The following is a 23,720-nucleotide window of genomic DNA, read 5'->3' as shown; positions in this document are numbered from 1 at the left end:
CCGTTCGCAGTCGCAGCATGAACGCGCCGCAGTGCGATATGTTGCCCGACTGTAATGGACCGCCGCGGGGTTATACAATCATGCGTTTCATGGCGACTTACGACTGGATGGAAACCGTCCGGAATACCAACCAGTGGCTTGGCGCGACCGCCTCGGCGATGGGGTCCTACCCTGCGACCGGCCTTGTGCCGAACCCGTTTTTCCAGGTGCTCGCCGCCTGGGGCGATGTCACCGAACGCAGCTTTGCGCGCATGGTCGTCAAGCCCGACTGGGGCATCGACACCGTCGTCGCCGAGGATGGCCGCGACCACGTCGTGCAAGTCGACAAGGTGCAGGAACGCGCCTTTGGCGATCTGATCCATTTCAAGGCGGTCGGACGTGCACCGCGCCCGCGCCGGGTTCTGCTGGTCGCCCCGATGTCCGGGCACTACGCCACCCTTTTGCGCTCGACCGTGAAAAGCCTGCTGACGGATTGCGAGGTGTTCATCACCGACTGGCACAATGCCCGCGACATTCCCGCCAGCGAAGGCAAGTTCGATGTCGAGGATTACACCCGTTATCTTGTCGACTTCATGAAAGCGCTTGGCCCTGACACCCACGTCATCGCCGTCTGCCAGCCCGCGCCGCTTGCGCTGGCCGCGACCGCGCTGCTGGCCGAGGAGCAACCCGATGCGCAGCCGCGCACGCTGACCCTGATCGGTGGCCCCATCGACCCCAATGCGGCGGCGACGGATGTGACCGATTTCGGCCGCAGCGTGACGATGGGCCAGCTGGAAGAGTTGGTGATCCAGCGCGTCGGCTTCAAATACAAGGGCGTGGGGCGGATGGTCTATCCCGGCCTTCTGCAACTGTCGTCCTTCATGTCGATGAACGCCGACCGGCACGGGCAGGCGTTCTTTGACCAGATCATGAACGTCGCCAAGGGCGACGCCGCCGACCACGACAAGCACAACAAGTTCTACGACGAATATCTCGCCGTGATGGACATGACGGCAGAGTTCTACCTGTCGACCGTCGAGCGCGTGTTCAAATCGGCCGAGATCGCGTCGAACACCTTTACCGTCGAGGGCAAGGTCTGCGACGCGGGCAAGATCAGGGACGTCGCCGTGATGGTGGTCGAGGGCGAGAATGACGACATCTCGGCCCCGGGCCAGTGTCTTGCAGCGTTGGATCTTCTGACCAACCTGCCTGATGCCAAGAAGGCCGCGCACCTCGAACCGGGTGCGGGACACTACGGAATCTTTGCGGGCAAGTCGTGGCGGAACAACATTCGCCCGCTGGTGCTGGACTTCATCGACGCGAACGCGTCCGTCAAGACACCTGCCCGTCCGGCGCCGAAAGCCACCGCGACAAAATCTCGGTCAGACGATCAGGCCGTTCCAGAGAAGGCCGACGACCGCACTGCCGTATGACTTCCAGCCGGGCGTTTGGCATCAGGTCGGCCATGAAGGCATGGCGGCGCTCGGGGTAGACGTTGTCCTCGTCGCCGCACACGACAAGCCCCGGCACCTTGATGCGGCGCAGCGTCGACTGCTGGTCGGGCCTGCGCTGCATCGCGCGTGACTGGGCGATGTAGACGCCATCGCCCAGCGCCATGCCCATGTCTTGCAGCAGATCCAGAATTTCGCCGCGATAGGGCCCGGTGGGCGCGTCGCGGCGTACATCGGCCTCCAGCACCTCACGCAGCCGTCCGCCCTGCACCGCGACGATCCGTTCCTCGCGGGCAGCGGCGGTGGTGGGCAATTCGGCATGGCAGGTCGTGTCGATCAGCGCGATGCGGCTGACCCGGCCACCCGCGCGCTTGAGCACCTCCATTGCGACCATCGCGCCGAACCCCTGCCCCGCCAGCGCAAAGCGCTCGGGCACATGGGTCAGCACCTTCGCCGCCAGCGCCTCGACGGAATGCCCGCCCGTCAGCGGCGCAAGGTGCAGCGCGTGGGTGGCCGACAGCGCAGCAATCTGCGGCCCGAACAGGCGGGCGTCGCACATCATGTCTGGCAGCAGGACAAGTGGGTCTGGCATGGGCCTTTGGTCCGTTTCCTGCGGCGAGAGTTGCAGAAGGCTGAGGCTGGTCAACAGGATGTCGCGCGTCGGCCTGCCGTTTTCGGGGATTGTGGCGAAGGCGCCGCCCCCGCCGTGTCACATGCCGGGGATCGCCGGATAGCGGATGCCGCGAAAGGCTGGGAAATCCGCATAGCGCGCGTGCCGCCCCGGTTCGGCGTCGCGGTCCGGCCCCACCAGCAGCCCCTTGGGCGACTGGTAGCTGAGGATGCGTTTCTGTGGTGCCTCGCGCCACGTCAGGTTGAACACCGCCGATTTGCCGAAGACATACACCTCGTGGAAATCGAGGTGATCGTAGAGCCACCACGCCAGGTCGCGCCAGTCGCGCCCGGCCTCGCCCTGCCGCCCGAACCACGGGATGCCGACGCTGACGCAGGCGCCCATGCGTCCCTCGGCATCGCGGCGGTCCCAGATATGGCCCGCGTAGTTCCTTTCGTTGGCCGAGCATTTCTGCGGGCGCACCTCGGTCGCGCCAAAATGGTTCAGCGCGGGCGAGCGATAGGCCGACCGCACATCGATCGGTCCGAACGTCTCGATCAGCGGTTCCAGCAACTCCTCGGCCAGCCGCCGCCCTGCGGCGATGGCGAGGTCCGGGTCATCGGGGATGTTTGGCCGCCCGTAGAAATTGGCGATGTCGGAATACAGGAAATTGCGGAGCTCGAAATGCCGCGACAGCCGAACCCGCCCCAGCTTTTCAAGTGACAGGAAACTGCCTGGCGGCTTCAAAGCGCGCCGTTCCACTGGAACGCGCCGTCCTGTCCCAGCGGCGCATGGGGGTTCCACGCCAGTTCCCACACCACGCCATCGGGGTCGGCGACATAGGCGATGCAGCCCCCCCAGAACACGTCATGCGGCGCCTTGAGGACCGTGCCGCCCGCCTTGTCCCAACGCGCGGCCAAAAGTCCGACCTCGTGCTTTTCGCGCAGGTTATGCGCCAGCGTCACGCCGCCCGAACCTTTCAGCGTCTCGGCAGCCACGCCCATGTCGCGGGCCAGGTCTGCCTTGGGATAAAGCCCAAGCGTCTGCCCGATCAGGTCGAAGGCGATCACGCCGTCCGGCGATTCTACGCGGGTCCAGCCGAGTGCTTCGTAGAACGCGGCGGCACGTTCCATGTCGTCCACGCCAAGCGTGATAAGGCTGATGCGTTGGTCCATCACAATCCCCCTGCCCAGTCGATGATGATCTCGGCCACGGGCTGGGTCATGCCGGGGCTGAGGATGTCACCCGCGATGACATGATTGTCTGGGTCGTTTCCGGGCGTCAGAGTGATCGGCTCGATCCGCGCAGGACCGCCCCATCCCTCCGCGATCTCGCGGGTGCGGGACTGATCGACGATGGCGTCGTCAGGTGAAAAGGCGAACAGCGCGGGCACATCGACACCGCCATAGTCTCGGCCCGAGGCATGACGCACGACAGCCGCCATCGGCATCAGTGCGCGGGTCGGATAGCGCGTGGTCCAGTGGGCGGCGTGTTCGGGGTTCTGCGGCTCGAACGCGCGGTCTTGCCCGGTCACGAGCGGCACCCACGTTCGCGCCATCGGCCATGTCAGCAGCGCGGCGGCGGGGTTGGCGATGCGGAAGTTCGGCGAGACAAAGGCGATTCCGGCGAGATCCTCGCTCATCGCGGCGTCAAACGGCACCAGCGCGGCCAGTGTGCCGCCGGTCGACACCGACAGGATCACGACGCGCTCACCGACCTGCCGGGCGGCGGCCAGGCCCTCGGCCACGTCGCCCATCCAGTCCTGCACCGACGCCTCGGCCATCGCGGCGCCGTCGCGGCCATGCCCGGTCAGCCGGGTGTAGATCAGGTTGGCGCCCAGCGCGTCCGCGACGATGTCGGGGACGGGCCGGATTTCCTCTGCCGAGGCTGAAAAGCCGTGAAGGTAGAGGATCGCCAGCGGCGTCACGGCGCCCGGCGCGCCAGCCCAGACGACGCGCTTGCGCGCCGCTTCGCGCAGGTCCGGCACATCCGCTTCGACACGCTGGAAGTAGGCATCAAGATCGTCGCCAAGCGCGCCTTGATCGAAATCCGCGTCGGTCACGACCGGCTCGCGGGGGCCAAGATACCAGACGGCGGCCGAGACGATCACCGACAGGACAACGATCCAGGCAACCATGCGAAGCAGTCCGATCATACTAGAGATCCTGTGCGCGGTGGGTGACGTCGATGATCGCCTGCTCCATCATCGCAAGACAGTCGGGCGAGGAAAAGCGGTGGTCGGCGCCCTTGACCAGCGTCAGCCGCATGTCGGCACAGTCGGCATGATCCATCAGGGCCAGCGGCCGGTCCACGGACACGTCCTCGTCCGCGGTGCCCTGCAACAACCGCACCGGAAACGGCAGGGCAAGCGGGCGGCGCAGGACAAGGTGGTCTCGCCCGTCCTCGATCAGACGCCGGGTGATGATGTAGGGCGCATCGCTGTAGTCTGAGGGCCGTTCAAGGCGCCCGGTTTCCATGATCTCGGCGCGCTGGTCCTCGGTGAACTCGGCCCAGAACCCGTCCTCGGTGAAATCGGGCGCGGCGGCGATGCCAACGAGGCCCGCCACCCGCTCGGGCATCGACCGCGCCACCAACAGCGCGATCCAGCCGCCCATGGACGAGCCGACAAGGATTTGCGGGCCATTCGTAAGCCGCTCGATCGCCGCTACCGCGTCCTCGGCCCAGTCGCCGATGGCGCCGTCCTCGAACGCGCCAGAAGATCGGCCATGCCCGGAGTAGTCAAAGCGCAGAAAGCCGCGGCCCAGCGCACGCGCCCAGGTCTCGAGGTGCAGCGCCTTGGTGCCGTCCATGTCCGACTTGAAGCCGCCCAGGAACACGATGCCCGGCCCGGCGCCCCGCGTGACGTGATAGGCGATGCGGCGCCCCTGCGGCGTGTCGATGAACTGTGGATCGGACATGCGGCCTCCTTCTGCCGGTAGAGTAGTGCCACGCGCGCCCCGATCCGCAAAGCGATTAGCTGCTCTCCAGCACCTCGACCTCGTTCAATCCGAAGGCCGCGATGCCGCCGACCAGCGCCATCACCGCGAACAGGGCGACCGCCGCCGCCGTGCCCGCGACCGAGGCCAGCGCGCCGATCACGCCGCTGCCCAGCAGGATCAAGCCGATCACGGTATTGGAAACGGCAGTATAGGCCGAGCGGTGTTCGCGCGGCGCCATGTCCACCAGGTAGGTGGACCGCCCCTGTCGCACGCCGTGGTAGGCGATCATCAGCACGAACAGAACCGCCGGGATCGCCCAGACCGCTTGCACCAGCCCCAGCGCCTGCAAGGCCAGCGCCGCCCCCAGCGCCGCCGCGCCGGACAACCCCGACAGGATCAGCACCCAGCGGCTTGATCGATCGGACAGCCGCCCCCAGACATAGCTCGACACGAAGGACGCCGCCGCCGAGGCCAGCACCAGCGCGCCGAGGCGCTCGAACGCGGCGCCGCCCGCACCGCCGAGGACCACGAGGAATGGCGGCGCCAGCGCGGTTGATACCAGCATCCCGCGCACGGCGATAAAGTGGACAAGCTGCGGGTCCTCGCGCAGATGGCGGAAGTGTTCCCACGGAACGCCCTGCCCCGTGGACGCCTGGCGCGCCGTTTCCCGCAGCGTGCCAAAGATCAGCCCCGCCCCGACCCAGAACACCGCCGCCAGCGCGATGGCCGACAAGACCAGCGCCAGCCGGTCCACCGCACCCATCATCAAGAGCAGGGCAAAGGCGACGACGGCAAGCGATGCAGCCGAGCTTGCCGTGCCGGTGATCGCCCCCCGCCGCGACTTGCCCACCGTCTTGCCGAGAATGTCCTTGTAGCTGACCGAGCAGACGCTGCGCGCCAGCGCCAGCACCGCCAGCGCCGCCGCGATCAACGCGCCCGCAACCGCGCCGTCCAACACGGCGGCCACCAGCACGATCACCGCCGCGGCCGACCCCTGCACTACGCTGCCCCCAGCCCAAGCCCATTTCCGGCGCGGCATCGCCCGGATCAGGTTCACGGTGAACAGCTGCGGCAGCAGCGCCCCGGCCTCGCGGATCGGCACCAGCAGCCCCACGATCACCGGCGGCGCGCCGAGGGTGGTGGCCAGCCACGACAGCACCAGCTTGGGGTCGATCAGCCCGTCCGCGACCTTGGACATCGACAGCGACAGCGCGTGGCGCAGGCCGTTCGGAGCTTCGTGTTCGCGCGCCGCCGAATCGAGGTCTTCGGCCTCATCCTCCGCTCCGGTCAGCCGCTCGAAGATTTCTTCCTGAAAATCCTGTGGCACCCCGCCCTCCAAGTCCTTGCAACTTCATCCGAAATAGTCACCCCTCCAGAAAATCACGTTACCATCTTGTCACGTTACTATTTCGTCACCTAATCTGGCACCCATGGATGCGATCTTCAAAGCCCTGAACGATGCCAGCCGCCGCGCGCTTCTCGATGCGCTCAAGCTGGAAGACGGCCAAAGCCTCTCTGATCTCGAGGCGCGGCTGGACATGACCCGCTTCGGGGTCATGAAACATCTCAAGGTGCTCGAAGATGCGTCCCTGATTACCACCGTGAAACGCGGACGCTTCAAGTACCACTACCTCAACGCCCTGCCCCTGCAGGAGGTCATCGACCGCTGGATCGACCCCCTCCTTGCCAAGCCTGCCGCCCGCGCGACGCTCGACCTCAAGTCCCGCCTCGAAGGAGCCAAACTCATGCTGGACGACGCGAAGAAACCCGACCTTGTGATGCACACCTTCATCCGCTGCACCCGCGATGCCCTGTGGGACGCGCTCAGCGATCCCGGCCAGATGTCGGCCTGGCATTTCCTGTCGCCCAAGGTGGTGCTGGAGGATGACACCTACACCTACCACACACCCGACGGCGGCGTGATGATGCGCTGCCGCACGATCGAAGCGACGCCGAAATCGAAGATCGTCTCGACGTTCGAGCCGGAATGGGAAGGTGGCGGCGCGCCATCGCGCACGGTGTTCCTGATCGACGAGGAAGGCGCGCACTGCCGTCTGACCATCGAGCACTACGACCTGACATTCCCGGTGGTGCCGGGCGAAGGCGTACACGACGGCTGGCAGCGCTGGGCGGCGGGCCTCAAGACGTATCTCGAAACCGGCGAAGCGGTGCGCTTCAACCAATGGGGGGCGGGCGCATGACCGCCGAGCTGTTCTGGCTGACGCTGACCACGCTTCTCGCGGCGTCGTTGTGGGTGCCCTACATCGTTGGCGTGAACTCCACCCCCGTGCCGCAGCCCGAAGGCCACAGGCCGCATGATGTGTCGGGCACGGTGCCCTGGGTCCACCGGGCGTGGCGCGCGCATCTGAACCTGTTGGAGCAGTTCCTGCCCTTTGCCGTGATCGTTCTGATCGCGCATCTGGCGGGGGTGTCGAACGCGGCGACGGTCTGGGCGTCGGCGGCATTCTTCGGCCTGCGCGTGGCGCACGCCGTCTGGATGATCGCGGGGTTTCCCACCCTGCCCTTGCGTCCGCTGATCTTCACCGCCGGGTGGATCTGCATCCTGGTGATCGGCGGCGCGGTACTGACCGCGTGACGGCTCTCGGCGGTCTCGATCCTGCAAGGACCGGGGCCGCCCAACGGGGGGCATTCCTGCACGGCACGGCCACCCGGAGCTTGACGGCGCGGCCCCAAGCGGTCACATCCCCCGCACGACATACCCGCAACCGGGCGTTCCGTGGGCGCCAAACCGACGAGGAGGCCGACATGGCCCAGCTTTCCTTGACCTTCCCCGATGGCAATGCGCGTGACTACGAGGCAGGCATCACCGCCGCCGAGGTCGCCGAGAGCATTTCCAAATCCCTGTCGAAGAAGGCCATCTCGGCCAGCCTCGACGGGATGCACTGGGACCTTCAGTGGCCCATCGACCGCGACGCGGCCATCGCCATCCACACCCTTCAGGACGATGCGCAAGCGCTGGAACTGATCCGCCACGACTGCGCGCACATCATGGCCCGCGCCGTGCAGGAGATCTGGCCGGACGTGAAGGTCACCATCGGCCCGGTGCGCGATCAGGGCTGGTTCTACGATTTCGACCGGGCGGAACCGTTCACGCCTGAAGACCTTGGCGCGATCGAGAAGAAGATGCGCGACATCATCAACGCCCGCGATCCTGTGAAGACCGAAGTCTGGGACCGCGACCGCGCGATCCAGCACTACAAGGACGCGGGCGAGCCGTTCAAGATCGAGCTGATCGACCGCATCCCCGAGGGCGAGCCGCTGCGGATGTACTGGCACGGGCATTGGCAGGACCTTTGCCGTGGCCCGCACCTGCAGAACACCGGACAGGTGCCCGCCGACGCCTTCAAGCTGATGAACGTCGCGGGGGCCTACTGGCTGGGCGACAGCACGCGCCCGATGCTTCAGCGCATTTACGGCGTGGCGTTCAAGAACCGCGAGGATCTCAAGGCGCATCTGACCATGCTGGAAGAGGCCGCCAAACGCGATCACCGCAAGCTTGGCCGCGAGATGGACCTGTTCCATATGCAAGAGGAAGCGCCCGGACAGGTGTTCTGGCACCCGAACGGATGGATGGTCTACACGCAGCTTCAGGACTACATGCGCCGCAAGCAGCGCGCCGATGATTATGTCGAGGTGAACACGCCGCAGGTCGTCAACCGCGTGCTGTGGGAGAAATCCGGCCACTGGGACAACTATCAGGACAACATGTTCATCGTCGAAGTCGACGAGGAGCACGCGCGCGAGAAGTCGGTCAATGCGCTCAAGCCGATGAACTGTCCCTGCCATGTGCAGATCTTCAACCACGGCCTGAAATCCTATCGCGAGCTGCCGTTGCGCATGGCGGAGTTCGGATCGTGCAACCGCTATGAACCCTCGGGCGCGCTGCACGGCATCATGCGCGTGCGCGGCTTCACGCAGGATGACGGGCATATCTTCTGCACCGAAGACCAGATCGTCGCCGAGACGGAAAAGTTCATCAAGTTGCTGGCCTCGGTCTATGCCGATCTCGGCTTTCACAATTGGAGCATCAAGCTGTCGACCCGCCCCGAAAAACGGATCGGGTCCGACGAAAGCTGGGACCAAGTCGAGGCCGCGCTTGGCGACGCCTGCAAGGCGGCGGGCTATGCTTTCGACCTGCTGCCCGGCGAAGGCGCCTTCTATGGCCCCAAGCTCGAGTTCACCCTGACCGACGCCATTGGCAGGCAATGGCAGTGCGGCACCCTGCAGGTGGACCCCAACCTGCCCGAGCGGCTGGATGCCAATTACGTCGGCAAGGACGGCGCCAAGCATCGCCCCGTGATGCTGCACCGCGCGGTTCTTGGCTCGTTCGAGCGGTTCATCGGCATCCTGATCGAGGAACACGCGGGCAAGCTGCCGTTCTGGCTGGCGCCGCGACAGGTGGTCGTCGCCTCCATCGTGTCGGATGCCGACGATTTCGTGCACGAGGTCGTCGCATCGCTGCAAGCGCAGGGTGTGCGGGCCGAGGCGGACGTGCGGAACGAAAAGATCAACTACAAGGTCCGCGAACATTCGCTGGGCAAGGTGCCGGTGATCCTGGCCATCGGCGCACGAGAGGTCGAAGAGCGGACGGTGACGGTGCGGCGGCTTGGCGAGAAATCGACCGAGGTTCGCCCCATCGACGAGGTGGCGGCAGAGCTGACCCAGGCCGCGTTGGCGCCGGATCTGGCACGCGCCTGACACCCCGGATGAAGGGTCCCCGCTGCGGGGCCCTTCTTCGTCAGGCGGTATCCGGCTTGGTCGCAGCCAGCGCCAACACGCCACCCAGCCCGCAGAACGCAATCGGGAACATGGTGAAGACACCGAACCCGAAGGCCCACCACATGCCAGCCGCCGACGCGATCATCAGCGCGCCGCCAATCGGCGCCTGGGACCGCGCCATTGCGCCGCCTGCAATCGCCAGCAGCGGCGACAGAAGGCTGATCCAGCGGATGCGGTCCACGTTCTCGACCACCGGGGCGAATTCCGGCGTCTCGCCCAGCCAGGCGACAAACTCGGTGTAGCCGTAGCCGAAGAAGCCGACGATCATCCCGATGATGCCGCCGATCACGCCAAGTGTCAGTGCCGCGTTCCGCATGGTCGGCCTCCCTCATGCCTGACGGGAAAGATAGGCACGGCGCGCGCGCTACCCAAGCACCGCCGCCCGGGTTTCCGCACTCCACCCCAGGAACAGCCGCCCGCCTGCGTCGATCACCGGACGCTTCATAAGCGCCGGATGCGCACCGAGCAAGGTGGCCGGATCACCCGCGCGCTCGGCCTCGGACAGCCCGCGCCAGGTGGTCGAGCGGCGGTTCACCAGCGCCTCGCCGAAGGCGTCGAGGAACCGTGCCAGTGTCGCCGCATCCAGCCCATCCGCGCGCACGTCGACGAAACCGGGCTCCGCACCGCTAGCGCGCAGTTCGGCCAGCGCCTTGCGGCAGGTGTCGCATGTCTTCAAGCCGTAGACCGTCATCATCCTGCGCACTCCTTCGGCGGTTTCGTGAAATTTCGATGACGCTCCCACGCGCCCCTCTTGAAAAATACAGCCGATCGCGCATCCTGAAAGCCGTGACAACAGACTTTCTACGACGACCGCTCTCTTGCAGGAGCAGCTGGAAGACTTGGAAGACACTGGCTGCACCACCCCGCCGCACTTCCGCGGGCGGACCATGCAAAGGAGCAAGCGGATGGCCACTGGCACCGTGAAATGGTTCAACACAACCAAAGGCTACGGCTTTATCGCGCCCGATGACGGCGGCAAGGACATCTTCGTCCATATCTCGGCGGTCGAGCGGGCCGGAATGACCGGCCTGCAGGACAACATGAAGATCGCCTACGAGCTGCGCGAAGGCCGCGACGGACGCGAATCCGCCACGGACCTGCGGGCGGTCTGAACCACCTTTCCGCAGCAGGCGATGGGGCGGCCCCGAAGCGGGGCCGCGATCTTCAGTTCTGCCACCAGAACGGCTGGTAGCCCGTCCCGTTCCCGCCGGGATAGACGATGACTTGCGTGCCGTCCCGGTAGATGTAGCGGCGGGTGTTCAGCTGTTCGGTCGGACGCGGCGCGTTGGCGCAGCAGCCGGGAACCTGGGCAAAGCGCCCCGTCTGCGCATGTCCCCGAACGGCATAAGCCTGCGGCGGCGCCATATAGCCACCGTATCCGTGGCCATATCCGTATCCGTTCGCATGGGCAGGCATCGCAAGCGCAGCCGCGACAAGAGCCGCGGCAGTGTATTTAGTGGTCTTCATGGTCACCCCCAACCAGATGTTGCGCTGCCCGAAACCTCTGATTTTTCAGGAGCGTAGCAGGGCCGGGGATGACTTCAATGGGGCGGCGCGAAACGCTGCGTTTCGCGCCCGGCCCTTCTGACAAGCCTCAGTTCTTGTAGCCGTCGCCATAGCCCTTGCCGGTGGCGACATAGGCGCCCTCGTCCAGGCCCTTGCCGTAGGACACGTAGGTTGCCTGCGGCTTGTGGGGGCGGTGGACAGGCTCGGGGTAGGCGGTGGGCACGCCGCAGCACACCACGCCGCCGATCTGCACCGGGGCAAGGCCGGCGGGGCAGTAGTTCGCGGTCGGGTAGGCGTAGACCAGCGTCGAGGAGTTGGGGTTGTTCGGCTGGAACCCGGTCACGACACCGTGGTTCGATTGCCAGGCGAATGCGGTGGATGCGGACAGGACGAATGCGCCAGCGGCGACGGTCAGAATACGCATGGATGACCTCCATGATAGCGCGTCGCCCCCACGCATGGGACGGCTTATCGCCGGGATGGCCAATTGTGTCAAAAGGTTGTCTGGAAACAGTCCGTTTCGCGCAAATGGGGCATCAGGCCGGGCTGTCGGCCAGCGTCTCCCAGCCCTCGCCCATGGCGACGATGCAGGCGCGCCCGTCGGGGTAGGTCATCACCAGAGTCCAGTCGCCGCGCCGGTCGGTCCACATCTCGACGATCCGCTCGGGCCCGTCGAGACCGACCCCGTTCTTGGTCGCCCCGTAGCTGCGCGTCAGCCGGTCCACCATGTCGGCGCGCGGGGCACAGACAATCTCGGCGATCGGACTGACCGCGGCGGCGGGGGCGGCGAGGACGAGGGACAGGGCTGCGAGGCGGATCATGCGCCTGAATGTAACGGTTTTATGACGGATTGTATGCACTTTTTCTGTGCGGCGCAGCAAAGGAAGACACTCCGCCTAGGGCTGTGCCATGCATCAAATCATGCCCGCAAAGCCCGCACCGACACCTCATGTTGCGGTCTGAAACTTATCCACAGCTATATACGGACATCCGATTTGACGGAGATCACCCAAGATGCTACCGTCGCGTGCGAGGGAGAACAAAAATGCAACTGAGAACAAAGCATGAAGATCTGCAATGTTCTATTTTAGTTCATAGGAAGTTCATATGGCGCTCCCCAAGCACCTACCAAATTCGCCTAAGCCGTTCAAAAATAGGCCTTCTCCCCGATGGGTCGAAGGCTTCAAGGAGCATGTAAGGAGAACAGGTCTTCCCGAGGCCTTTCCAGGAATCAGCTGGGAGCCATTGGAAGAAATTTATGGGGCCCAAATACTTACTGAATTTGAGATAGTAAGAGCAAAACGGCCCAACCTTGACATGGCACCTTGTCCAATTTGCTCCCCGGCAGCACCAAAGTTCTTGAAGGGCGTTCTGATTTGGGTTCCTTCGATTGGAAAAGTTTGTGCTATTGGCTGCGAATGTGGAGCCAAAATACACGAAGATTGGAATGCGGAAAAGAAGCGCCGCGCTCAAGAGAAGAAGGGAGAAATAATAGAGTCTTTTCTTGAAGAAAACCTCCATAGAATTGAGGAAATTCAAAAAAATCTAAGATACGCTCGAAGAATAGCTAAAGATCACAGGTCTTGCTGGTCGTCTTTCCGAAAGGAATGCCCAATGATTACATATGAGCTGAGAGAGGCGATGAAGCGCGGGCCGATTTTTGTCACAGAGCGCATATCATCCAATCAAGAAGCATTGAGGTCTCTAGGGCTGAAGCAACCCAAAATGATAAACAGACAAATTGGTTCTGTTACCGGTCAGGCCGTTGTCAAATCTAGGTTTGAACACCACAAGGAAAATTTTGCTCTAGAAAATCAGCTAGAGGCAATCAAATTTGGATCCAACCAGCAAGAATGCTTTCTGAAAATTTGCGAAATGACGTACAAAGAAAAGCAAATGACTGAACGCCTCATAAAGAAGGCAAGGCAAGAAATATCCAAAATCTCAGACCTAAATAAAGACTTTATTTCGTTCTTCGAACCCGAAAATCTGAGAAAACTGAACGAATGGAGCCAGCACGAAAATCGCGCAACACCATTCAGAATTGACTACAGACTAGGCCAGGGCCGCATGAAGGTATCTGGTCGCGGGATACCGACTACATTTGTTGATATGAGTGGGCTTTGCTCTACCCACCAATCACCCCCATAAACTCCCGCCATTCCCCCTTGGACATCCCCGATGTCTCCTGGGTCACGCCCTCACCCTTGAGCATCCGGCGCACACAATCAATCGCCTTGGACGAGAGCGTGGCGCCGCCCATGCGGTAGTCCTCGAAGGCGGCATAGGCGAGCGGGACCCAGTCGCGGACCATGGCGCAGATCGCCTCGGCGTAGACGCGGATTTCATATTGCGCGTGGGCGTCGGCGCGCAGGCGCAGGAAGTGGAACAGGTTGTGCAGGTCGGTCTTCCAGTACCACTGGGTGTAGACGTTCGCGGGCAGGTTCATCCGCGCCAGTTCGCGGGCAAGGCCCTGCTGGCCGTCCTGCGACAGCATCTCCTGGTAATGGTCATAGCTGCGCGCGGCGTCGGATTTCAGCATGTCGAGCACGCGCGCCGCCTCTGCCCCCGCCAGCACCTCGCCCCGGCCCTGGTTGTTCACGGTGGACTGCGCGGCCAGCTGTTCGGGCGCGGGGATGTAGAACTCGCGGTCGAGGATCGAATAGCGCGCCGAGTATTCGTTGACGTTGGCGGTGCGGTGCCGGATCCACTGCCGCGCGACGAAGACGGGCAGTTTGACGTGCAGCTTGATCTCGCACATCTCGAAGGGGGTCGAGTGCCAGTGCCGCATGAGGTAGCGGATCAGCCCCTCGTCGTTCGAGACGTGTTTCGTGCCCGCGCCATAGCTGACCCGCGCGGCCTGCACGATGGCGGCGTCGTTGCCCATGTAGTCGATCACCCGGACAAAGCCGTGATCCAGCACCTCGTGCGCACGGTAGAGGTGCGCCTCCATCCCTTCGGACACGGCGCGCAGGGTCTGGCGCGGGGCGCTGCGGGCGGCGTCGATCTCGGCCTGTTGCTCGGGCGACAGCGGCATGGGCGAATCCTTTCACGGGGCTGTGACGGGGCGATACTACATCTATGGGCGGGGGCACGAAAACCGCCAAGATACGGTGTGCGCGAAACAGGTGGCGGGGCGTGGCGCGGATGCTAGGTTCCGGGGCAACCACAGAAAGGAAGACCCCAATGGACGTGAAATACCTGCACACGATGGTCCGCGTGAAGGACCTGGAGAAAACCATCGCCTTCTACGAGCTTCTGGGCCTCAAGGAAACGCGCCGCACCGAGAGCGAGAAGGGGCGGTTCACGCTGCTGTTCATGGCGCCCCCCGGACAAGAGGACTGCCCGGTCGAGCTGACCTACAACTGGGACGGCGACGACGGGCTGCCATCGGATTCGCGCCATTTCGGGCACCTCGCCTACGCAGTCGAGAACATCTACGAGATGTGCGACCACCTGCAGAAGAACGGCGTGACGATCAACCGCCCGCCGCGTGATGGCTGGATGGCCTTCGTGCGCTCGCCCGACAACATCTCGGTCGAGCTGTTGCAGATGGGCAAGCCGCTGGAGCCTGCAGAGCCCTGGGCCAGCATGGAAAACACCGGGCATTGGTAAGGCTGCTCGCCCCCCTGTTGCTGTGGCCGGGGGCGGCGGATGCCGCCTGCCGGCTGGCGCTTTTGCTGGCGCTCGACATCTCGTCGTCCGTCGATCCGGGCGAGGATGCGCTGCAGCGGCAGGGGCTGGCGGCGGCGCTGATCGCGCCCGAGGTGCAGGCGGCGATGTTCTCGGCCCCCGGCGATACCGTGGCGCTGGCGGTCTACGAATGGTCGGGGCGGTATCAGCAGGACGTGATCCTGGACTGGGTTCTGGTTCAATCGCCCGCCGATCTGGAGCGGGCGGCGGTGGCGGTGGCCTCCTCGCGGCGCAGCTATGCCGAGTTTCCGACGGCGCTTGGGTATTCGGTGGGCTTTGCGGCCAGCCTGTTCGCCGCGGCGCCGGACTGCCTGTTCCGCACGCTGGATGTGTCGGGGGACGGGGTGAACAACGACGGTTTCGCACCACGGCTGGCCTACCGGAATTTCCCGCTGGACGAGGTGACGGTGAACGGGCTCGCGATCGGGTCGGCGGACGGGGTGGACCTGGCCGAGTATTACCGGCGCGAGCTGATCCGGGGGCCGGGCGCCTTTGTCGAAGTCGCGGACGGGTTTGACGACTTCGAGCGGGCGATGCGGCGCAAGCTGGTGCGCGAGTTGCAGGCGATGGCCATCGGCGCGCTTCCGGGCGCGGAGGGTCCGGGGTGAAACGGCTGGTGTGTGCGGCGGTTCTGGCGCTTGCGCCTCTGGCGGCGTCTGCCGAGTGCCGACTGGCGCTCGCGCTTGGGCTGGACGTGTCGGGATCGGTCGATGCCGAGGAATATCGGCTGCAGCTGGACGGGCTGGCCGGTGCGCTGCTGCGCCCTGACGTCGCCGAGGCGATTCTGGCGATGCCTGACGCACCGATGCGGCTGTTCGTCTACGAATGGTCGGGGGCGGCCAGCCAGCGCATCCTGATCCCGTGGACGGAAATCGCGGACGAAGCGGGGTTGCGCGCGATCGCGGGGCGCCTGACGGGCGCCGAGCGGGCGGCGCTGGACCTGTCGACGGGGATCGGTCAGGCGATGTTGTTCGGGCAGACGGCGACGCGCCGGCAGGCCGAATGCTGGCGGCGCACCCTCGATCTTTCGGGCGACGGCGAGTCGAATTCGGGCCCGCGCCCGCGTGAGGTGCGCGATGCGCTGGGCGATCTGACGGTGAACGGGCTGGTGATCGGAACGCCCCGGCTGGCCGAAACCGGCGACAGCGCGGCGTCGTCGCTGCGCCGCTACTTCGAGAGCGAGGTGATCCGGGGGCCGGACGCCTTTGTCGAGGTCGCCCGTGGCTACGAGGCGTTCGAGGACACGATGGCGCGCAAGCTGTTGAAAGAAATCCAGATCCTCGCATTCAGCGACGCAAGCGGGGATCAGTAGAGATAGCGGATCTGATCGGTCCAGAACCGTTCGAGCATCCGAAGCCGGTCATTCGATCCGGCAAGATCACGCTCCGGATCAGCAGACCACAGCCCCGCGTGACGCGCGAACAGCGCCCCCAGCGTCAGCCGCACCCGCCTGCCCTTTTCGGTCAGCCGCACGCGCACCGCGCGGCGGTCCACCGCGCAGCGCTGGTGGTGCATGTAGCCCAGATCGACCAGCTTCTTGAGATTGTAGGACACGTTCGAGCCCTGGTAGTAGCCGCGCGTCTTCAACTCACCCGCTGTCACCTCGTTGTCGCCGACGTTGAACAGCAAGAGCGCCTGCACCGCGTTGATCTCGATGATGCCCAGACGCTCGAACTCGTCCTTGATGACGTCCAGAAGCAGCCGGTGCAGCCGTTCCACCAGCGCCAGCGTGTCCAGATACCGGCCCAGCGGGACCGGGTCGACCATGGGTTCCGAAGGATCGGAAAGGGGGTGAAGCATGCTCATGAAGGTCTCCGCCGAAAGTGCCTGTTCGCGGCGACTTTTCAGCGAAAACCCTGAAATAGCGTTAAGCGGTGTCAGATGGCGTTGGCGTGTTCGGCGATCTGCGCCAGCAGCGGGCGCAAATGCTCGGGCGCATCTTCCTGACCCGTGACCCAGCGATAGAGGTCCTGATCGTTCTCTTCCAGCAGCACCTCGTAGATATCGAGCGTGCCGTCATCCAGCGTCGCCAGCCGCTCATCCGACCAGGTGCCAAGGATGATGTCCATCTCTTTGATGCCGCGCCGCCAGGACCGCATGCGCAGCCGTTTCAGCCGGGTCTCGGGCGCTTCGGTCATGTGGTGGCCTTCAATGCCTTGCGGAGTTTCTTTTCCGCAACGGCCAGACGGTCGGCGGTATGGGACAGGCCGCTGCGGATTTGCCGGATTTCCGTCAATAGCGCGGTCACGTCAACGTCCAGCACCGCGGCTTCGTCCGGTGCGGCCACGCCGTCGCCTTCGCCCGACAACAGCCAGACCATCGACACGTTCAACACGCCCGACAGCATCTGAAGCTTGTTGGCGCGCGGCTCGGCCAGATCTTCTTCCCAGCCCGTCACGGTCTTCAGCTTGACGCCAAGACGCTTGGCCAGATCGGCCTGCGACATGCCCACAGCCTCGCGCGCGGCCGCGACCCTGTCGCCGAATGTCGCGGCGTCGTTGGAAAACCATCCCGCCGCGGCGGGGTCTTGTGTGTCGTTCATCGGTATACCTCCGGCCGATGTGCTTGATCGGCATTCCCCCACACTCTAGAGAATGTGGCCAATGCTTACAAATCGGAGACGACCATGTCCTTCCTTTCCGCGACACTGGACAGGATCGCCCCCTCTCCCACCGTGGCGGTCACCGCGCTGGCGCGAGAGCTGAAGGCGGCGGGCAAGGACGTCATCGGCCTTGGCGCAGGCGAGCCGGATTTCGACACGCCCGCCCATATCAAGGCGGCTGCCAAGGACGCGCTGGACCGGGGCGAGACGAAATACACCGCCGTCGACGGCATCCCCGAGCTGAAAGAGGCGATCCGCGGCAAGTTCAAGCGCGACAACGGCCTCGACTACGACCTTGGACAGATCAGCGTCGGCACCGGCGGCAAGCAGGTGCTGTTCAACGCGCTGATCGCCACGCTGAACCCCGGCGACGAGGTCATCATCCCGGCGCCCTACTGGGTCAGTTATCCCGAGATCGTGCGCTTTGGCGGCGGCACTCCGGTGATCGTCGAGGGCGGGATCGAGCACGGGTTCAAGATCACGCCCGAGGCGCTGGAGGCGGCGATCACGCCGCGCACCAAGTGGTTCCTGTTCAACTCGCCGTCCAACCCCACCGGCGCAGGCTATACGCGGGCCGAGTTGAAGGCGCTGACCGACGTTCTGCTGCGCCACCCGCATGTCTGGGTGCTGAGCGACGACATCTACGAGCACGTCCGCTACGACGGCTTTGAATTCTGCACGCCCGCCGAGGTCGAGCCGCAGCTTTACGACCGCACCCTCACGCTGAACGGGGTGTCCAAGTCCTATGCCATGACCGGCTGGCGCATCGGCTATGCAGGGGGGCCGAAGGTCCTGATCGACGCGATGCGCAAGCTGCAGTCGCAGAGCACCACAAACCCCTGTTCCATCGCACAATGGGCGGCGGTCGCCGCGCTGAACGGGCCGCAGGGGTTCATCGACGACAACAACGCCGTCTTCAAGCGCCGCCGCGACCTGGTGGTCGAGCGGCTGAACGCCATCGACGGGATCACCTGCCCGATGCCGGAAGGGGCATTCTACGTCTATCCGTCTATCGCAGGGCTGATCGGCAAGAAATCGAAGGGCGGCACCCTGATCGACAATGACGAGGTGTTCGCCAAGGCGCTGATCGAGGAAACCGGCGTCGCCGTCGTCTTTGGCGCGGCCTTCGGCCTCTCGCCCAACTTCCGCATCAGCTATGCCACGTCGGACGAGGCGCTGGCCGAGGCCTGCACGCGGATCGCGGATTTCTGCGCCGGGTTGTCCTGATGTCGGCAAACCTGCCCGAGTATTACTTTCGCGTCCGCGAGAACGGTGCCTTCGTCTTCTCGGTCGATACCGAGAACCGCCAGCGCCGGATCGAGATGGAACAGATCGCGGTCGTGAACATCAAGAACGGCCAGATCAAGGCGCATGGCGACTATCAACTGACCGCCGAGGACAAGGCGGTGATCCAGGAGTGGATGGACGAGCGCACCGCGCTTTTGGCCCGCCGCAACATCGAGGACATCCACCGGGCAGTCGATTATCTGAACAATACCGCGCATTGGGTGCAGTCGAACGCATCGGACGACGAGCTGGAAAACGTCACCGATGCGCTGCTGCTGGCGATGCACGACCTGCGCTCGGTGCTGGTCCGGAAAAAGGCGGACCGGATGCTGAAAACCGCCAAGGGCGGTCAGGCGGGCGACTGAATCCGCGCCAGCCCGACCGTCCAGAACCGCGCCATCAGCGCAACGCTCGCGACCCCAAGCCCCGCCGCAAGGCCCAGCCAGATGCCGACACCGCCCCAGCCCAGCACGAAGCCCAGCACATAAGCGGTGGCAAGACCGACGCCCCAATAACTGAACGCCGCCACGATCATCGGAACGCGGGTGTCCTGAAGCCCGCGCAGAAGGCCGATGCCGATCACCTGCGCCGCATCCACCAGCTGGAACAGTGCCGCCGCCGCCAGAAGCCCCGCGCCGATGGCGATCACCGCGCCCCGGTTTGGATCATCGGGATCGGTGAAGATGCCGATCAGCGGCTCGGGCGCCAGCAGGAACAGCGCGACCGTTCCCGCCACGGCGACACCTGAACAGAACAACACCGTCACGGACCCGCGCACCAGATCGGTCCGGTTGCCATGGCCCAGCGCCTGCCCCGCGCGGATCGTCGCCACGTTGGACAGCCCCAGATGCACCATGAAGGTCATGGAACTGATCTGCAGCGCGGCACCATGCGCGGCCAGCGGCAAAGTGCCCAGCCAGCCCATCATCACCGAGGAGGCGGTGAAAAGCCCGACCTCTGCCAGCGCGGTCAACCCGATCGGCAGGCCAAGACGGAACACGGTGCGGAACGCCTCCCAGTCGGGGCGCCAGAGACGGACGAACAACTGGTGTTCGGGCATGGTGCGCACGGCGTAAAGCGCCGTCAGGATCGCGCTCAGCAGGCTGGTGGCCACGGTGGCGATGGCGGCACCGCGAATACCAAGTTCCGGAAAGCCCCAGTTGCCGAAGATCAAAAGCCAGTTGGCGGCAAAGTTCACCGGCACCGCGATCAACGTGATCCACAGCACCGCATTCGCTCGGCCCAGCGCGGCTAGGTAGCTTTTCATCACCATGACGAACAGCCCCGGCATGATCGCGAATCCCGCGATCCGCAGGTAATCCTGCGCCAGCGTGGCCACCACCTCGGTCTGGCCCAGCCACAGGAAGATCGGCCGCGCGAACAGGAACACCGGCAGGCAGGCGACCGAGAACAGTGCCGACAGCCACAGGCCCATCCGCGTGGCGCGCCGCACCTCGGTCGCGTCGCCCTTGGCATGGGCCGTCGCCACCAGCGGCATTACCGCCCAGCCAAAGCCCGCGCCGAAGATCAGGAAGACGAAGAACACGCCGCCCGCAAGGTTGCCCGCCGCCAGCGCCTCGACGTCATACCAGCCGATCAGGATCGTGTCCGTCAGCGTCAGCAGGAACTGCGCGACGTGGCTGCCGACAAGCGGCAGACCAAGGGCGACAACGGCCGCGAAATGCTGGCGATAACTCAGGGGCGGGGACATGCCCTGCCTCTAGGCTGATCCGGTGACAGCGGCAAGACATGCCTGAATGTTGGGCGAAAAATGAACGGCCCCGGATCAGGCCGGCATCACGCCATCGTCGGATCGTCCAGATACATCCGCCAGTGATGCGCGGGCTGGAACCCGGTCAGGCTCTTCAGCTTCTTGTTGGAATAGAACGTCTCGCGCGTGCCCATGTCCCGCGTGAAGGGGATGCCGGGATAGAACCTCTCGGCGATCTCCTGCGTGCTCAGGGCGACGGAATGGTCGTCGTTGGCCACGTTGAACACCTCATAGCCCAGCCCGTCCGTGCGCAGCGCGCAGTCTACCGCCTGCCCCAGGTCGCGCGCGTCGATATAGGCGAAGATGTTGCGCTCGCGCAGGCCTGGATTGTCGATGAAGGCCGGGAACATCTCGCGGTATTCATGCGGCTCGATCACGTTGTTGATACGAAAGCCGTAGATGTCCGCGCCCGAGCGGCGCTGAAAGCTGCGCGCCGTGACCTCGTTGGCGACCTTGGACATGGCGTAGCTGTCTTCCGGAACGGTCGGGTGTTCCTCGGTCATGGGCAGGAACTCGGGCTTGCGGTCGCCATCGGCGAAACAGACGCCATAGGTCGTCTCGGACGAGGCGAAGATGATCTTGCGCACGCCAGCCTTCAGCGCGGCGTCGATGACGTTGTAGGTGGACAGCACGTTGTTGCGGTAGCATTCGCCATCGCTGGTGATGAGGATGCGCGGCACGGCGGCGAAATGCACGACGGCGTCAAAGCCCTTTGGCCCCTGCCCCGTGCCCAGCTCGTCCAGTCCGGCATAGCTGTGCATCACGTCATGAACCTGCCCCGCATCGGTCAGGTCCGCGATCCGGTTGTCAACGCCGTCCGCGTCCAGCGGGGTCTTGTCGACGTTCAGCACGCGGTGCCCCTGCCCGATCAGGTAGGGGACGACGTGCCGCCCGGCCTTGCCGCTGCCGCCGGTGAAAAGAATGCGCATGGGAGCCTCCGATAGTGTTGCGCGCACCCTAGCCACAATCAGGCGGACGGCAACCGTCAGCGACCGGCCGTCGGAACCCCGCGCAGCGCCGGGCTGTAGTAGCTGATCGCATCGCCGTAGCGTGCCATCGCGTCCGAGGCGGGCACCGATTCCGGGATCAGCGCGTCGTCACCCGGCAGCCAGTCGGCAGGCGTCACCAACCCCGAGCGGTCGCGAAGCTGGTGCGCATCGGTCAGCCGCAGAATCTCGTCCACGCTGCGCCCGACGTTGAGCGGGTATTCGAACAGCCCGCGCACCTTGAGCGAGGGGTCGATCAGGAACGACTTGCGCACCGCATGCTCATAGCTGTCCCGCAGGCTGAACATGCCCAGGATGCGCGACAGGTGGCCCGCCTGGTCCAGCACGACGGGAAAGTTCACGCGAACATCGAACAGGCGCTCGATCTCGACCTCGAACCCGATTTGCTGCGACTTGGTCGCCTGCACGAGGCCGAGGTTCACCACCCCGCGCTGGTCGAACTCGGGCGCCGCCGCGCTGAACGAGGCCAGTTCGGTCGACGTGACGGCGCCGCCCAGCTTGGGACAGTTGAACAGGTGCACCCAGCGCCCTTCCGCCCAGTCGTGGAAGTCCAGATGCCCGGTCGTCGTCTCGGCGGTGAAGTTGGGAAAGATGTCGCCGATGCGGGGAACCCAATCGACCCTGCGCCTGTAGGACGCTGGCAAAGTGACCTCGACATCGACGGCGCGGCTGCCTTTCAGGAAGGTCTGGTCAAAGAGCCCCATTATCAACTCCTGCGTGTGCTTTGTTGCGGCGCGGAAGGGCCAAAGGAAGCGATCTTCACGCTGCACTGAATACACGTTCAAGATGAATCAAGGCATCAATGAGGCGGGAAAACCCTGCAAGCCAGAAGTGATTGCATGACTTTGCGTAAGCCTTTCCTGCACTCTTGATGCTGTGGCAGGCCACATCCGAAGGATGCAATCCGTATCTTGCTGGGGATGCTGCGCTTGGCATGGCGTTCGGCCCCCATCCGCCTGCGAGACCGCAATAACCTTGCTCACCACGCCCAGTCATGTTCTACTTACGCGTGCATAATTCCACCACCCGACCACGGAGGTCCCGCCATGATGCAGGGCCGCGCGAACCCGTTGGCGCTATGCGGAAATGAGCCGCACCGGAACGCCCGATTGCCACGCCGCAATCGCCTCGACCGTCTCTTCGTAGAACAGGCGGAACGTCGCTTCGGTGGTGTATCCCAGATGCGGCGTAAGCAAGAGGCGCCCCGACGCGATCAGGTCTTCGTCGCGCAGCGGGCTGTCATCCGGCAGTGGCTCGACATCGAAGACGTCCAGCCCGGCAGAGTGCAGCGCACCGCTGTGCAGGGCCGCGACCAGTGCATCCTGGTCGACGATGGGCCCGCGCGAGGTGTTGACGAAGACATGGCCCGGCTTGGCCGCCGCGAACGCCTCGGCCCCGATCAGACCGGCCGAGCGGGCAGACAGCACAAGATGCACGGTCGATATGTCGGCCTCTGCCATCAGCGCGGGCAGGCTGTCCATCCGGCGCGCGCCCACCTCTGCGCAGCGCGCTTCGGTCAGGTTCTGCGACCACGCGGCGACATCCATGCCAAAGGCCCGGCCGAGCGCCGCCATCTGCGCCCCGATGTTGCCAAGGCCGATCACGCCCAGCGTCAGGCCCGCCAGATCGCGGCCCAGGCCCGCCTGCCATCCGCCCGCGCGCAAGGCCTCGGTTTCGGGGATCAGGCGGCGGTTGATCGCAAGGATCATCAGCATTGCCAGTTCCGACGTTGTCGTCTTGCGCGACCGTGTGCCCGACACGGGGATGCCCCGCACGGTGGCGGCTGCCACGTCGATGGCGGCATTTCGCGGCCCGCTGGTCACGATCAGCTTGAGGTTCGGCAAACCCTCGATCACCCGGCGCGGGAATGCCGTGCGCTCGCGCATCAGGCAGACCACATCAAACGGCGCCAGCCGGTCGATGACCGCCTGCGCATCGTGCAACGTGTCATGGAAGACGGTGATGTCCGCGCCAAGCCCGCTCCAGTCGGCAAGGCCGAGCGCGCGGTCTGCGTAGTCGTCGAGGATCGCTATTTTCATGGCCGCGACTTTGCTTGGAACCAAGGGCCAGCGCAA

General features: G+C 64.8%; 30 protein-coding genes. 11 read left to right on the top strand and 19 right to left on the bottom strand.

The genetic code is table 11. From position 1 onward, the window contains the following. The first annotated feature begins 80 nt into the window (after positions 1 to 80). Positions 81 to 1,412: a polyhydroxyalkanoate depolymerase gene (gene phaZ, locus KTJ87_RS09310; protein ID WP_267138844.1), complete on the top strand. Its 1,332-nt coding sequence runs from the start codon at positions 81 to 83 to the stop codon at positions 1,410 to 1,412. Here phaZ and KTJ87_RS09305 read toward each other — a convergent pair. The 6 genes from KTJ87_RS09305 to KTJ87_RS09280 form a co-directional block, all read right to left on the bottom strand. Then, a complete protein-coding gene (locus tag KTJ87_RS09305; RefSeq protein WP_267138843.1) occupies positions 1,312 to 2,022 on the bottom strand; it encodes an alpha/beta fold hydrolase in 711 nt (236 codons plus the stop codon). The two genes, phaZ and KTJ87_RS09305, sit on opposite strands and share 101 nt — an antisense overlap. Positions 2,023 to 2,139: 117 nt before the next feature. After that, positions 2,140 to 2,802 carry a hypothetical protein gene (locus KTJ87_RS09300; protein WP_267138842.1) on the bottom strand — a complete coding sequence of 221 codons (663 nt, stop codon included), beginning with the start codon at positions 2,800 to 2,802 and terminating at the stop codon, positions 2,140 to 2,142. After that, positions 2,784 to 3,215: a VOC family protein gene (locus KTJ87_RS09295; protein WP_267138841.1), complete on the bottom strand. Its 432-nt coding sequence runs from the start codon at positions 3,213 to 3,215 to the stop codon at positions 2,784 to 2,786. Before KTJ87_RS09295 ends, KTJ87_RS09300 begins: the two co-directional genes overlap by 19 nt. Then, a complete protein-coding gene (locus KTJ87_RS09290) occupies positions 3,215 to 4,195 on the bottom strand; it encodes an alpha/beta hydrolase (protein ID WP_267138840.1) in 981 nt (326 codons plus the stop codon). The genes KTJ87_RS09295 and KTJ87_RS09290 overlap by 1 nt, the downstream gene beginning before the upstream one ends. A 1-nt stretch (position 4,196) precedes the next feature. Beyond that, positions 4,197 to 4,958 carry an alpha/beta fold hydrolase gene (locus KTJ87_RS09285; RefSeq protein WP_267138839.1) on the bottom strand — a complete coding sequence of 254 codons (762 nt, stop codon included), beginning with the start codon at positions 4,956 to 4,958 and terminating at the stop codon, positions 4,197 to 4,199. Positions 4,959 to 5,013: 55 nt separating this feature from the next. Further along, positions 5,014 to 6,306, bottom strand: coding sequence for an MFS transporter (locus KTJ87_RS09280; protein WP_267138838.1), 1,293 nt, complete (start codon positions 6,304 to 6,306; stop codon positions 5,014 to 5,016). Positions 6,307 to 6,409: 103 nt separating this feature from the next. On the opposite strand from KTJ87_RS09280, the gene KTJ87_RS09275 reads away from it, so the two are divergent. The 3 genes from KTJ87_RS09275 to thrS all read left to right on the top strand — a co-directional run bounded on the left by KTJ87_RS09275 (position 6,410) and on the right by thrS (position 9,698). Then, the gene (locus KTJ87_RS09275) at positions 6,410 to 7,180 is read left to right on the top strand and encodes an ArsR/SmtB family transcription factor (protein ID WP_267138837.1); all 771 of its coding nucleotides are present in this window, start codon (positions 6,410 to 6,412) and stop codon (positions 7,178 to 7,180) included. Next, a complete protein-coding gene (locus tag KTJ87_RS09270) occupies positions 7,177 to 7,575 on the top strand; it encodes an MAPEG family protein (RefSeq protein ID WP_267138836.1) in 399 nt (132 codons plus the stop codon). The genes KTJ87_RS09275 and KTJ87_RS09270 overlap by 4 nt, the downstream gene beginning before the upstream one ends. A gap of 170 nt (positions 7,576 to 7,745) precedes the next feature. Further along, positions 7,746 to 9,698: a threonine--tRNA ligase gene (gene thrS, locus KTJ87_RS09265; protein WP_267138835.1), complete on the top strand. Its 1,953-nt coding sequence runs from the start codon at positions 7,746 to 7,748 to the stop codon at positions 9,696 to 9,698. A gap of 40 nt (positions 9,699 to 9,738) precedes the next feature. Here the strand turns inward: thrS and KTJ87_RS09260 are convergent, their stop codons facing one another. Both KTJ87_RS09260 and KTJ87_RS09255 read right to left on the bottom strand, forming a co-directional pair. After that, positions 9,739 to 10,095: a hypothetical protein gene (locus tag KTJ87_RS09260; protein WP_267138834.1), complete on the bottom strand. Its 357-nt coding sequence runs from the start codon at positions 10,093 to 10,095 to the stop codon at positions 9,739 to 9,741. A gap of 48 nt (positions 10,096 to 10,143) precedes the next feature. Beyond that, entirely contained in the window at positions 10,144 to 10,470 is a 327-nt protein-coding gene (locus KTJ87_RS09255; protein WP_267139249.1) for an arsenate reductase family protein, read from the bottom strand. Positions 10,471 to 10,684: 214 nt separating this feature from the next. On the opposite strand from KTJ87_RS09255, the gene KTJ87_RS09250 reads away from it, so the two are divergent. Beyond that, positions 10,685 to 10,891 (top strand): cold-shock protein, encoded by a 207-nt coding sequence (locus tag KTJ87_RS09250; RefSeq protein WP_267138833.1) that lies wholly within the window; start codon positions 10,685 to 10,687, stop codon positions 10,889 to 10,891. A 52-nt stretch (positions 10,892 to 10,943) separates the two neighbouring features. On the opposite strand, the gene KTJ87_RS09245 is transcribed toward KTJ87_RS09250, so the two are convergent. From KTJ87_RS09245 to KTJ87_RS09235, 3 genes are all read right to left on the bottom strand, one after another. Continuing rightward, a complete protein-coding gene (locus KTJ87_RS09245) occupies positions 10,944 to 11,246 on the bottom strand; it encodes a hypothetical protein (protein WP_267138832.1) in 303 nt (100 codons plus the stop codon). A gap of 127 nt (positions 11,247 to 11,373) precedes the next feature. Further along, positions 11,374 to 11,709, bottom strand: coding sequence for a hypothetical protein (locus KTJ87_RS09240; protein WP_267138831.1), 336 nt, complete (start codon positions 11,707 to 11,709; stop codon positions 11,374 to 11,376). Positions 11,710 to 11,821: 112 nt separating this feature from the next. Then, on the bottom strand, positions 11,822 to 12,106 hold the full coding sequence (locus KTJ87_RS09235; RefSeq protein ID WP_267138830.1) for a hypothetical protein: 285 nt from the start codon (positions 12,104 to 12,106) through the stop codon (positions 11,822 to 11,824). Between the two features lie 286 nt (positions 12,107 to 12,392). Between KTJ87_RS09235 and KTJ87_RS09230 the strand changes: the two genes are divergently transcribed. Beyond that, positions 12,393 to 13,436, top strand: a complete 1,044-nt coding sequence (locus tag KTJ87_RS09230; RefSeq protein WP_267138829.1) for a hypothetical protein — start codon at positions 12,393 to 12,395, stop codon at positions 13,434 to 13,436. Here the strand turns inward: KTJ87_RS09230 and thyX are convergent. Then, positions 13,414 to 14,322: an FAD-dependent thymidylate synthase gene (gene thyX, locus KTJ87_RS09225; protein WP_267138828.1), complete on the bottom strand. Its 909-nt coding sequence runs from the start codon at positions 14,320 to 14,322 to the stop codon at positions 13,414 to 13,416. The genes KTJ87_RS09230 and thyX overlap by 23 nt on opposite strands. Before the next feature lie 149 nt (positions 14,323 to 14,471). On the opposite strand from thyX, the gene KTJ87_RS09220 reads away from it, so the two are divergent. The 3 genes from KTJ87_RS09220 to KTJ87_RS09210 are packed head-to-tail and all read left to right on the top strand — an operon-like array spanning position 14,472 to position 16,290. Next, the gene (locus tag KTJ87_RS09220) at positions 14,472 to 14,900 is read left to right on the top strand and encodes a VOC family protein (RefSeq protein WP_267138827.1); all 429 of its coding nucleotides are present in this window, start codon (positions 14,472 to 14,474) and stop codon (positions 14,898 to 14,900) included. Beyond that, a complete protein-coding gene (locus KTJ87_RS09215; protein ID WP_267138826.1) occupies positions 14,894 to 15,586 on the top strand; it encodes a DUF1194 domain-containing protein in 693 nt (230 codons plus the stop codon). Before KTJ87_RS09220 ends, KTJ87_RS09215 begins: the two co-directional genes overlap by 7 nt. After that, positions 15,583 to 16,290 carry a DUF1194 domain-containing protein gene (locus tag KTJ87_RS09210; RefSeq protein ID WP_267138825.1) on the top strand — a complete coding sequence of 236 codons (708 nt, stop codon included), beginning with the start codon at positions 15,583 to 15,585 and terminating at the stop codon, positions 16,288 to 16,290. Before KTJ87_RS09215 ends, KTJ87_RS09210 begins: the two co-directional genes overlap by 4 nt. Here the strand turns inward: KTJ87_RS09210 and KTJ87_RS09205 are convergent. From KTJ87_RS09205 to KTJ87_RS09195, 3 genes are all read right to left on the bottom strand, one after another. After that, positions 16,284 to 16,784 (bottom strand): MarR family winged helix-turn-helix transcriptional regulator, encoded by a 501-nt coding sequence (locus KTJ87_RS09205; RefSeq protein ID WP_407650482.1) that lies wholly within the window; start codon positions 16,782 to 16,784, stop codon positions 16,284 to 16,286. The genes KTJ87_RS09210 and KTJ87_RS09205 overlap by 7 nt on opposite strands. A 71-nt stretch (positions 16,785 to 16,855) precedes the next feature. Then, a complete protein-coding gene (locus KTJ87_RS09200; RefSeq protein ID WP_267138824.1) occupies positions 16,856 to 17,116 on the bottom strand; it encodes a succinate dehydrogenase assembly factor 2 in 261 nt (86 codons plus the stop codon). After that, positions 17,113 to 17,520, bottom strand: coding sequence for a helix-turn-helix domain-containing protein (locus KTJ87_RS09195; RefSeq protein ID WP_267138823.1), 408 nt, complete (start codon positions 17,518 to 17,520; stop codon positions 17,113 to 17,115). The genes KTJ87_RS09200 and KTJ87_RS09195 overlap by 4 nt, the downstream gene beginning before the upstream one ends. 84 nt (positions 17,521 to 17,604) lie before the next feature. Between KTJ87_RS09195 and KTJ87_RS09190 the strand changes: the two genes are divergently transcribed. Both KTJ87_RS09190 and KTJ87_RS09185 read left to right on the top strand, forming a co-directional pair. Then, positions 17,605 to 18,807: a pyridoxal phosphate-dependent aminotransferase gene (locus KTJ87_RS09190; RefSeq protein ID WP_267138822.1), complete on the top strand. Its 1,203-nt coding sequence runs from the start codon at positions 17,605 to 17,607 to the stop codon at positions 18,805 to 18,807. Then, positions 18,807 to 19,232: a hypothetical protein gene (locus KTJ87_RS09185; RefSeq protein ID WP_267138821.1), complete on the top strand. Its 426-nt coding sequence runs from the start codon at positions 18,807 to 18,809 to the stop codon at positions 19,230 to 19,232. Before KTJ87_RS09190 ends, KTJ87_RS09185 begins: the two co-directional genes overlap by 1 nt. On the opposite strand, the gene KTJ87_RS09180 is transcribed toward KTJ87_RS09185, so the two are convergent. The 4 genes from KTJ87_RS09180 to KTJ87_RS09165 form a co-directional block, all read right to left on the bottom strand. Further along, the gene (locus KTJ87_RS09180; protein ID WP_267138820.1) at positions 19,217 to 20,578 is read right to left on the bottom strand and encodes an MATE family efflux transporter; all 1,362 of its coding nucleotides are present in this window, start codon (positions 20,576 to 20,578) and stop codon (positions 19,217 to 19,219) included. The two genes, KTJ87_RS09185 and KTJ87_RS09180, sit on opposite strands and share 16 nt — an antisense overlap. Before the next feature lie 86 nt (positions 20,579 to 20,664). After that, complete coding sequence (locus tag KTJ87_RS09175; RefSeq protein WP_267138819.1) at positions 20,665 to 21,567, bottom strand: NAD-dependent epimerase/dehydratase family protein; 903 nt, start codon at positions 21,565 to 21,567, stop codon at positions 20,665 to 20,667. Between the two features lie 56 nt (positions 21,568 to 21,623). Continuing rightward, positions 21,624 to 22,349 (bottom strand): redoxin domain-containing protein, encoded by a 726-nt coding sequence (locus KTJ87_RS09170; protein ID WP_267138818.1) that lies wholly within the window; start codon positions 22,347 to 22,349, stop codon positions 21,624 to 21,626. Positions 22,350 to 22,721: 372 nt separating this feature from the next. Then, positions 22,722 to 23,684 (bottom strand): D-2-hydroxyacid dehydrogenase family protein, encoded by a 963-nt coding sequence (locus tag KTJ87_RS09165; protein ID WP_267138817.1) that lies wholly within the window; start codon positions 23,682 to 23,684, stop codon positions 22,722 to 22,724. Positions 23,685 to 23,720 lie beyond the last annotated feature (36 nt).

The organism is Anianabacter salinae, from assembly GCF_019061145.1.
In the GTDB taxonomy this organism is placed as follows: Bacteria; Pseudomonadota; Alphaproteobacteria; order Rhodobacterales; family Rhodobacteraceae; genus Anianibacter; species Anianibacter salinarum.
The sequence above is the reverse complement of the archived record's forward strand: the minus strand, read 5'-3'. Positions and strand labels throughout refer to the sequence as shown.

What these genes read in the sequence shown, in the direction of transcription:
- thrS (WP_267138835.1), top strand. Translation starts at nt 7,746, where the DNA reads ATGGCCCAGCTTTCCTTGACCTTCCCCGATGGCAATGCGCGTGACTAC.
- KTJ87_RS09205 (WP_407650482.1), bottom strand. Translation starts at nt 16,784, where the DNA reads ATGAGCATGCTTCACCCCCTTTCCGATCCTTCGGAACCCATGGTCGAC.
- KTJ87_RS09295 (WP_267138841.1), bottom strand. Translation starts at nt 3,215, where the DNA reads ATGGACCAACGCATCAGCCTTATCACGCTTGGCGTGGACGACATGGAA.
- KTJ87_RS09235 (WP_267138830.1), bottom strand. Translation starts at nt 12,106, where the DNA reads ATGATCCGCCTCGCAGCCCTGTCCCTCGTCCTCGCCGCCCCCGCCGCC.
- KTJ87_RS09270 (WP_267138836.1), top strand. Translation starts at nt 7,177, where the DNA reads ATGACCGCCGAGCTGTTCTGGCTGACGCTGACCACGCTTCTCGCGGCG.
- KTJ87_RS09180 (WP_267138820.1), bottom strand. Translation starts at nt 20,578, where the DNA reads ATGTCCCCGCCCCTGAGTTATCGCCAGCATTTCGCGGCCGTTGTCGCC.
- KTJ87_RS09245 (WP_267138832.1), bottom strand. Translation starts at nt 11,246, where the DNA reads ATGAAGACCACTAAATACACTGCCGCGGCTCTTGTCGCGGCTGCGCTT.
- KTJ87_RS09170 (WP_267138818.1), bottom strand. Translation starts at nt 22,349, where the DNA reads ATGGGGCTCTTTGACCAGACCTTCCTGAAAGGCAGCCGCGCCGTCGAT.
- KTJ87_RS09200 (WP_267138824.1), bottom strand. Translation starts at nt 17,116, where the DNA reads ATGACCGAAGCGCCCGAGACCCGGCTGAAACGGCTGCGCATGCGGTCC.
- KTJ87_RS09165 (WP_267138817.1), bottom strand. Translation starts at nt 23,684, where the DNA reads ATGAAAATAGCGATCCTCGACGACTACGCAGACCGCGCGCTCGGCCTT.
- KTJ87_RS09285 (WP_267138839.1), bottom strand. Translation starts at nt 4,958, where the DNA reads ATGTCCGATCCACAGTTCATCGACACGCCGCAGGGGCGCCGCATCGCC.
- KTJ87_RS09275 (WP_267138837.1), top strand. Translation starts at nt 6,410, where the DNA reads ATGGATGCGATCTTCAAAGCCCTGAACGATGCCAGCCGCCGCGCGCTT.
- phaZ (WP_267138844.1), top strand. Translation starts at nt 81, where the DNA reads ATGCGTTTCATGGCGACTTACGACTGGATGGAAACCGTCCGGAATACC.
- KTJ87_RS09190 (WP_267138822.1), top strand. Translation starts at nt 17,605, where the DNA reads ATGTCCTTCCTTTCCGCGACACTGGACAGGATCGCCCCCTCTCCCACC.
- thyX (WP_267138828.1), bottom strand. Translation starts at nt 14,322, where the DNA reads ATGCCGCTGTCGCCCGAGCAACAGGCCGAGATCGACGCCGCCCGCAGC.
- KTJ87_RS09195 (WP_267138823.1), bottom strand. Translation starts at nt 17,520, where the DNA reads ATGAACGACACACAAGACCCCGCCGCGGCGGGATGGTTTTCCAACGAC.
- KTJ87_RS09230 (WP_267138829.1), top strand. Translation starts at nt 12,393, where the DNA reads ATGGCGCTCCCCAAGCACCTACCAAATTCGCCTAAGCCGTTCAAAAAT.
- KTJ87_RS09220 (WP_267138827.1), top strand. Translation starts at nt 14,472, where the DNA reads ATGGACGTGAAATACCTGCACACGATGGTCCGCGTGAAGGACCTGGAG.
- KTJ87_RS09185 (WP_267138821.1), top strand. Translation starts at nt 18,807, where the DNA reads ATGTCGGCAAACCTGCCCGAGTATTACTTTCGCGTCCGCGAGAACGGT.
- KTJ87_RS09290 (WP_267138840.1), bottom strand. Translation starts at nt 4,195, where the DNA reads ATGATCGGACTGCTTCGCATGGTTGCCTGGATCGTTGTCCTGTCGGTG.
- KTJ87_RS09175 (WP_267138819.1), bottom strand. Translation starts at nt 21,567, where the DNA reads ATGCGCATTCTTTTCACCGGCGGCAGCGGCAAGGCCGGGCGGCACGTC.
- KTJ87_RS09260 (WP_267138834.1), bottom strand. Translation starts at nt 10,095, where the DNA reads ATGCGGAACGCGGCACTGACACTTGGCGTGATCGGCGGCATCATCGGG.
- KTJ87_RS09305 (WP_267138843.1), bottom strand. Translation starts at nt 2,022, where the DNA reads ATGCCAGACCCACTTGTCCTGCTGCCAGACATGATGTGCGACGCCCGC.
- KTJ87_RS09250 (WP_267138833.1), top strand. Translation starts at nt 10,685, where the DNA reads ATGGCCACTGGCACCGTGAAATGGTTCAACACAACCAAAGGCTACGGC.
- KTJ87_RS09255 (WP_267139249.1), bottom strand. Translation starts at nt 10,470, where the DNA reads ATGACGGTCTACGGCTTGAAGACATGCGACACCTGCCGCAAGGCGCTG.
- KTJ87_RS09240 (WP_267138831.1), bottom strand. Translation starts at nt 11,709, where the DNA reads ATGCGTATTCTGACCGTCGCCGCTGGCGCATTCGTCCTGTCCGCATCC.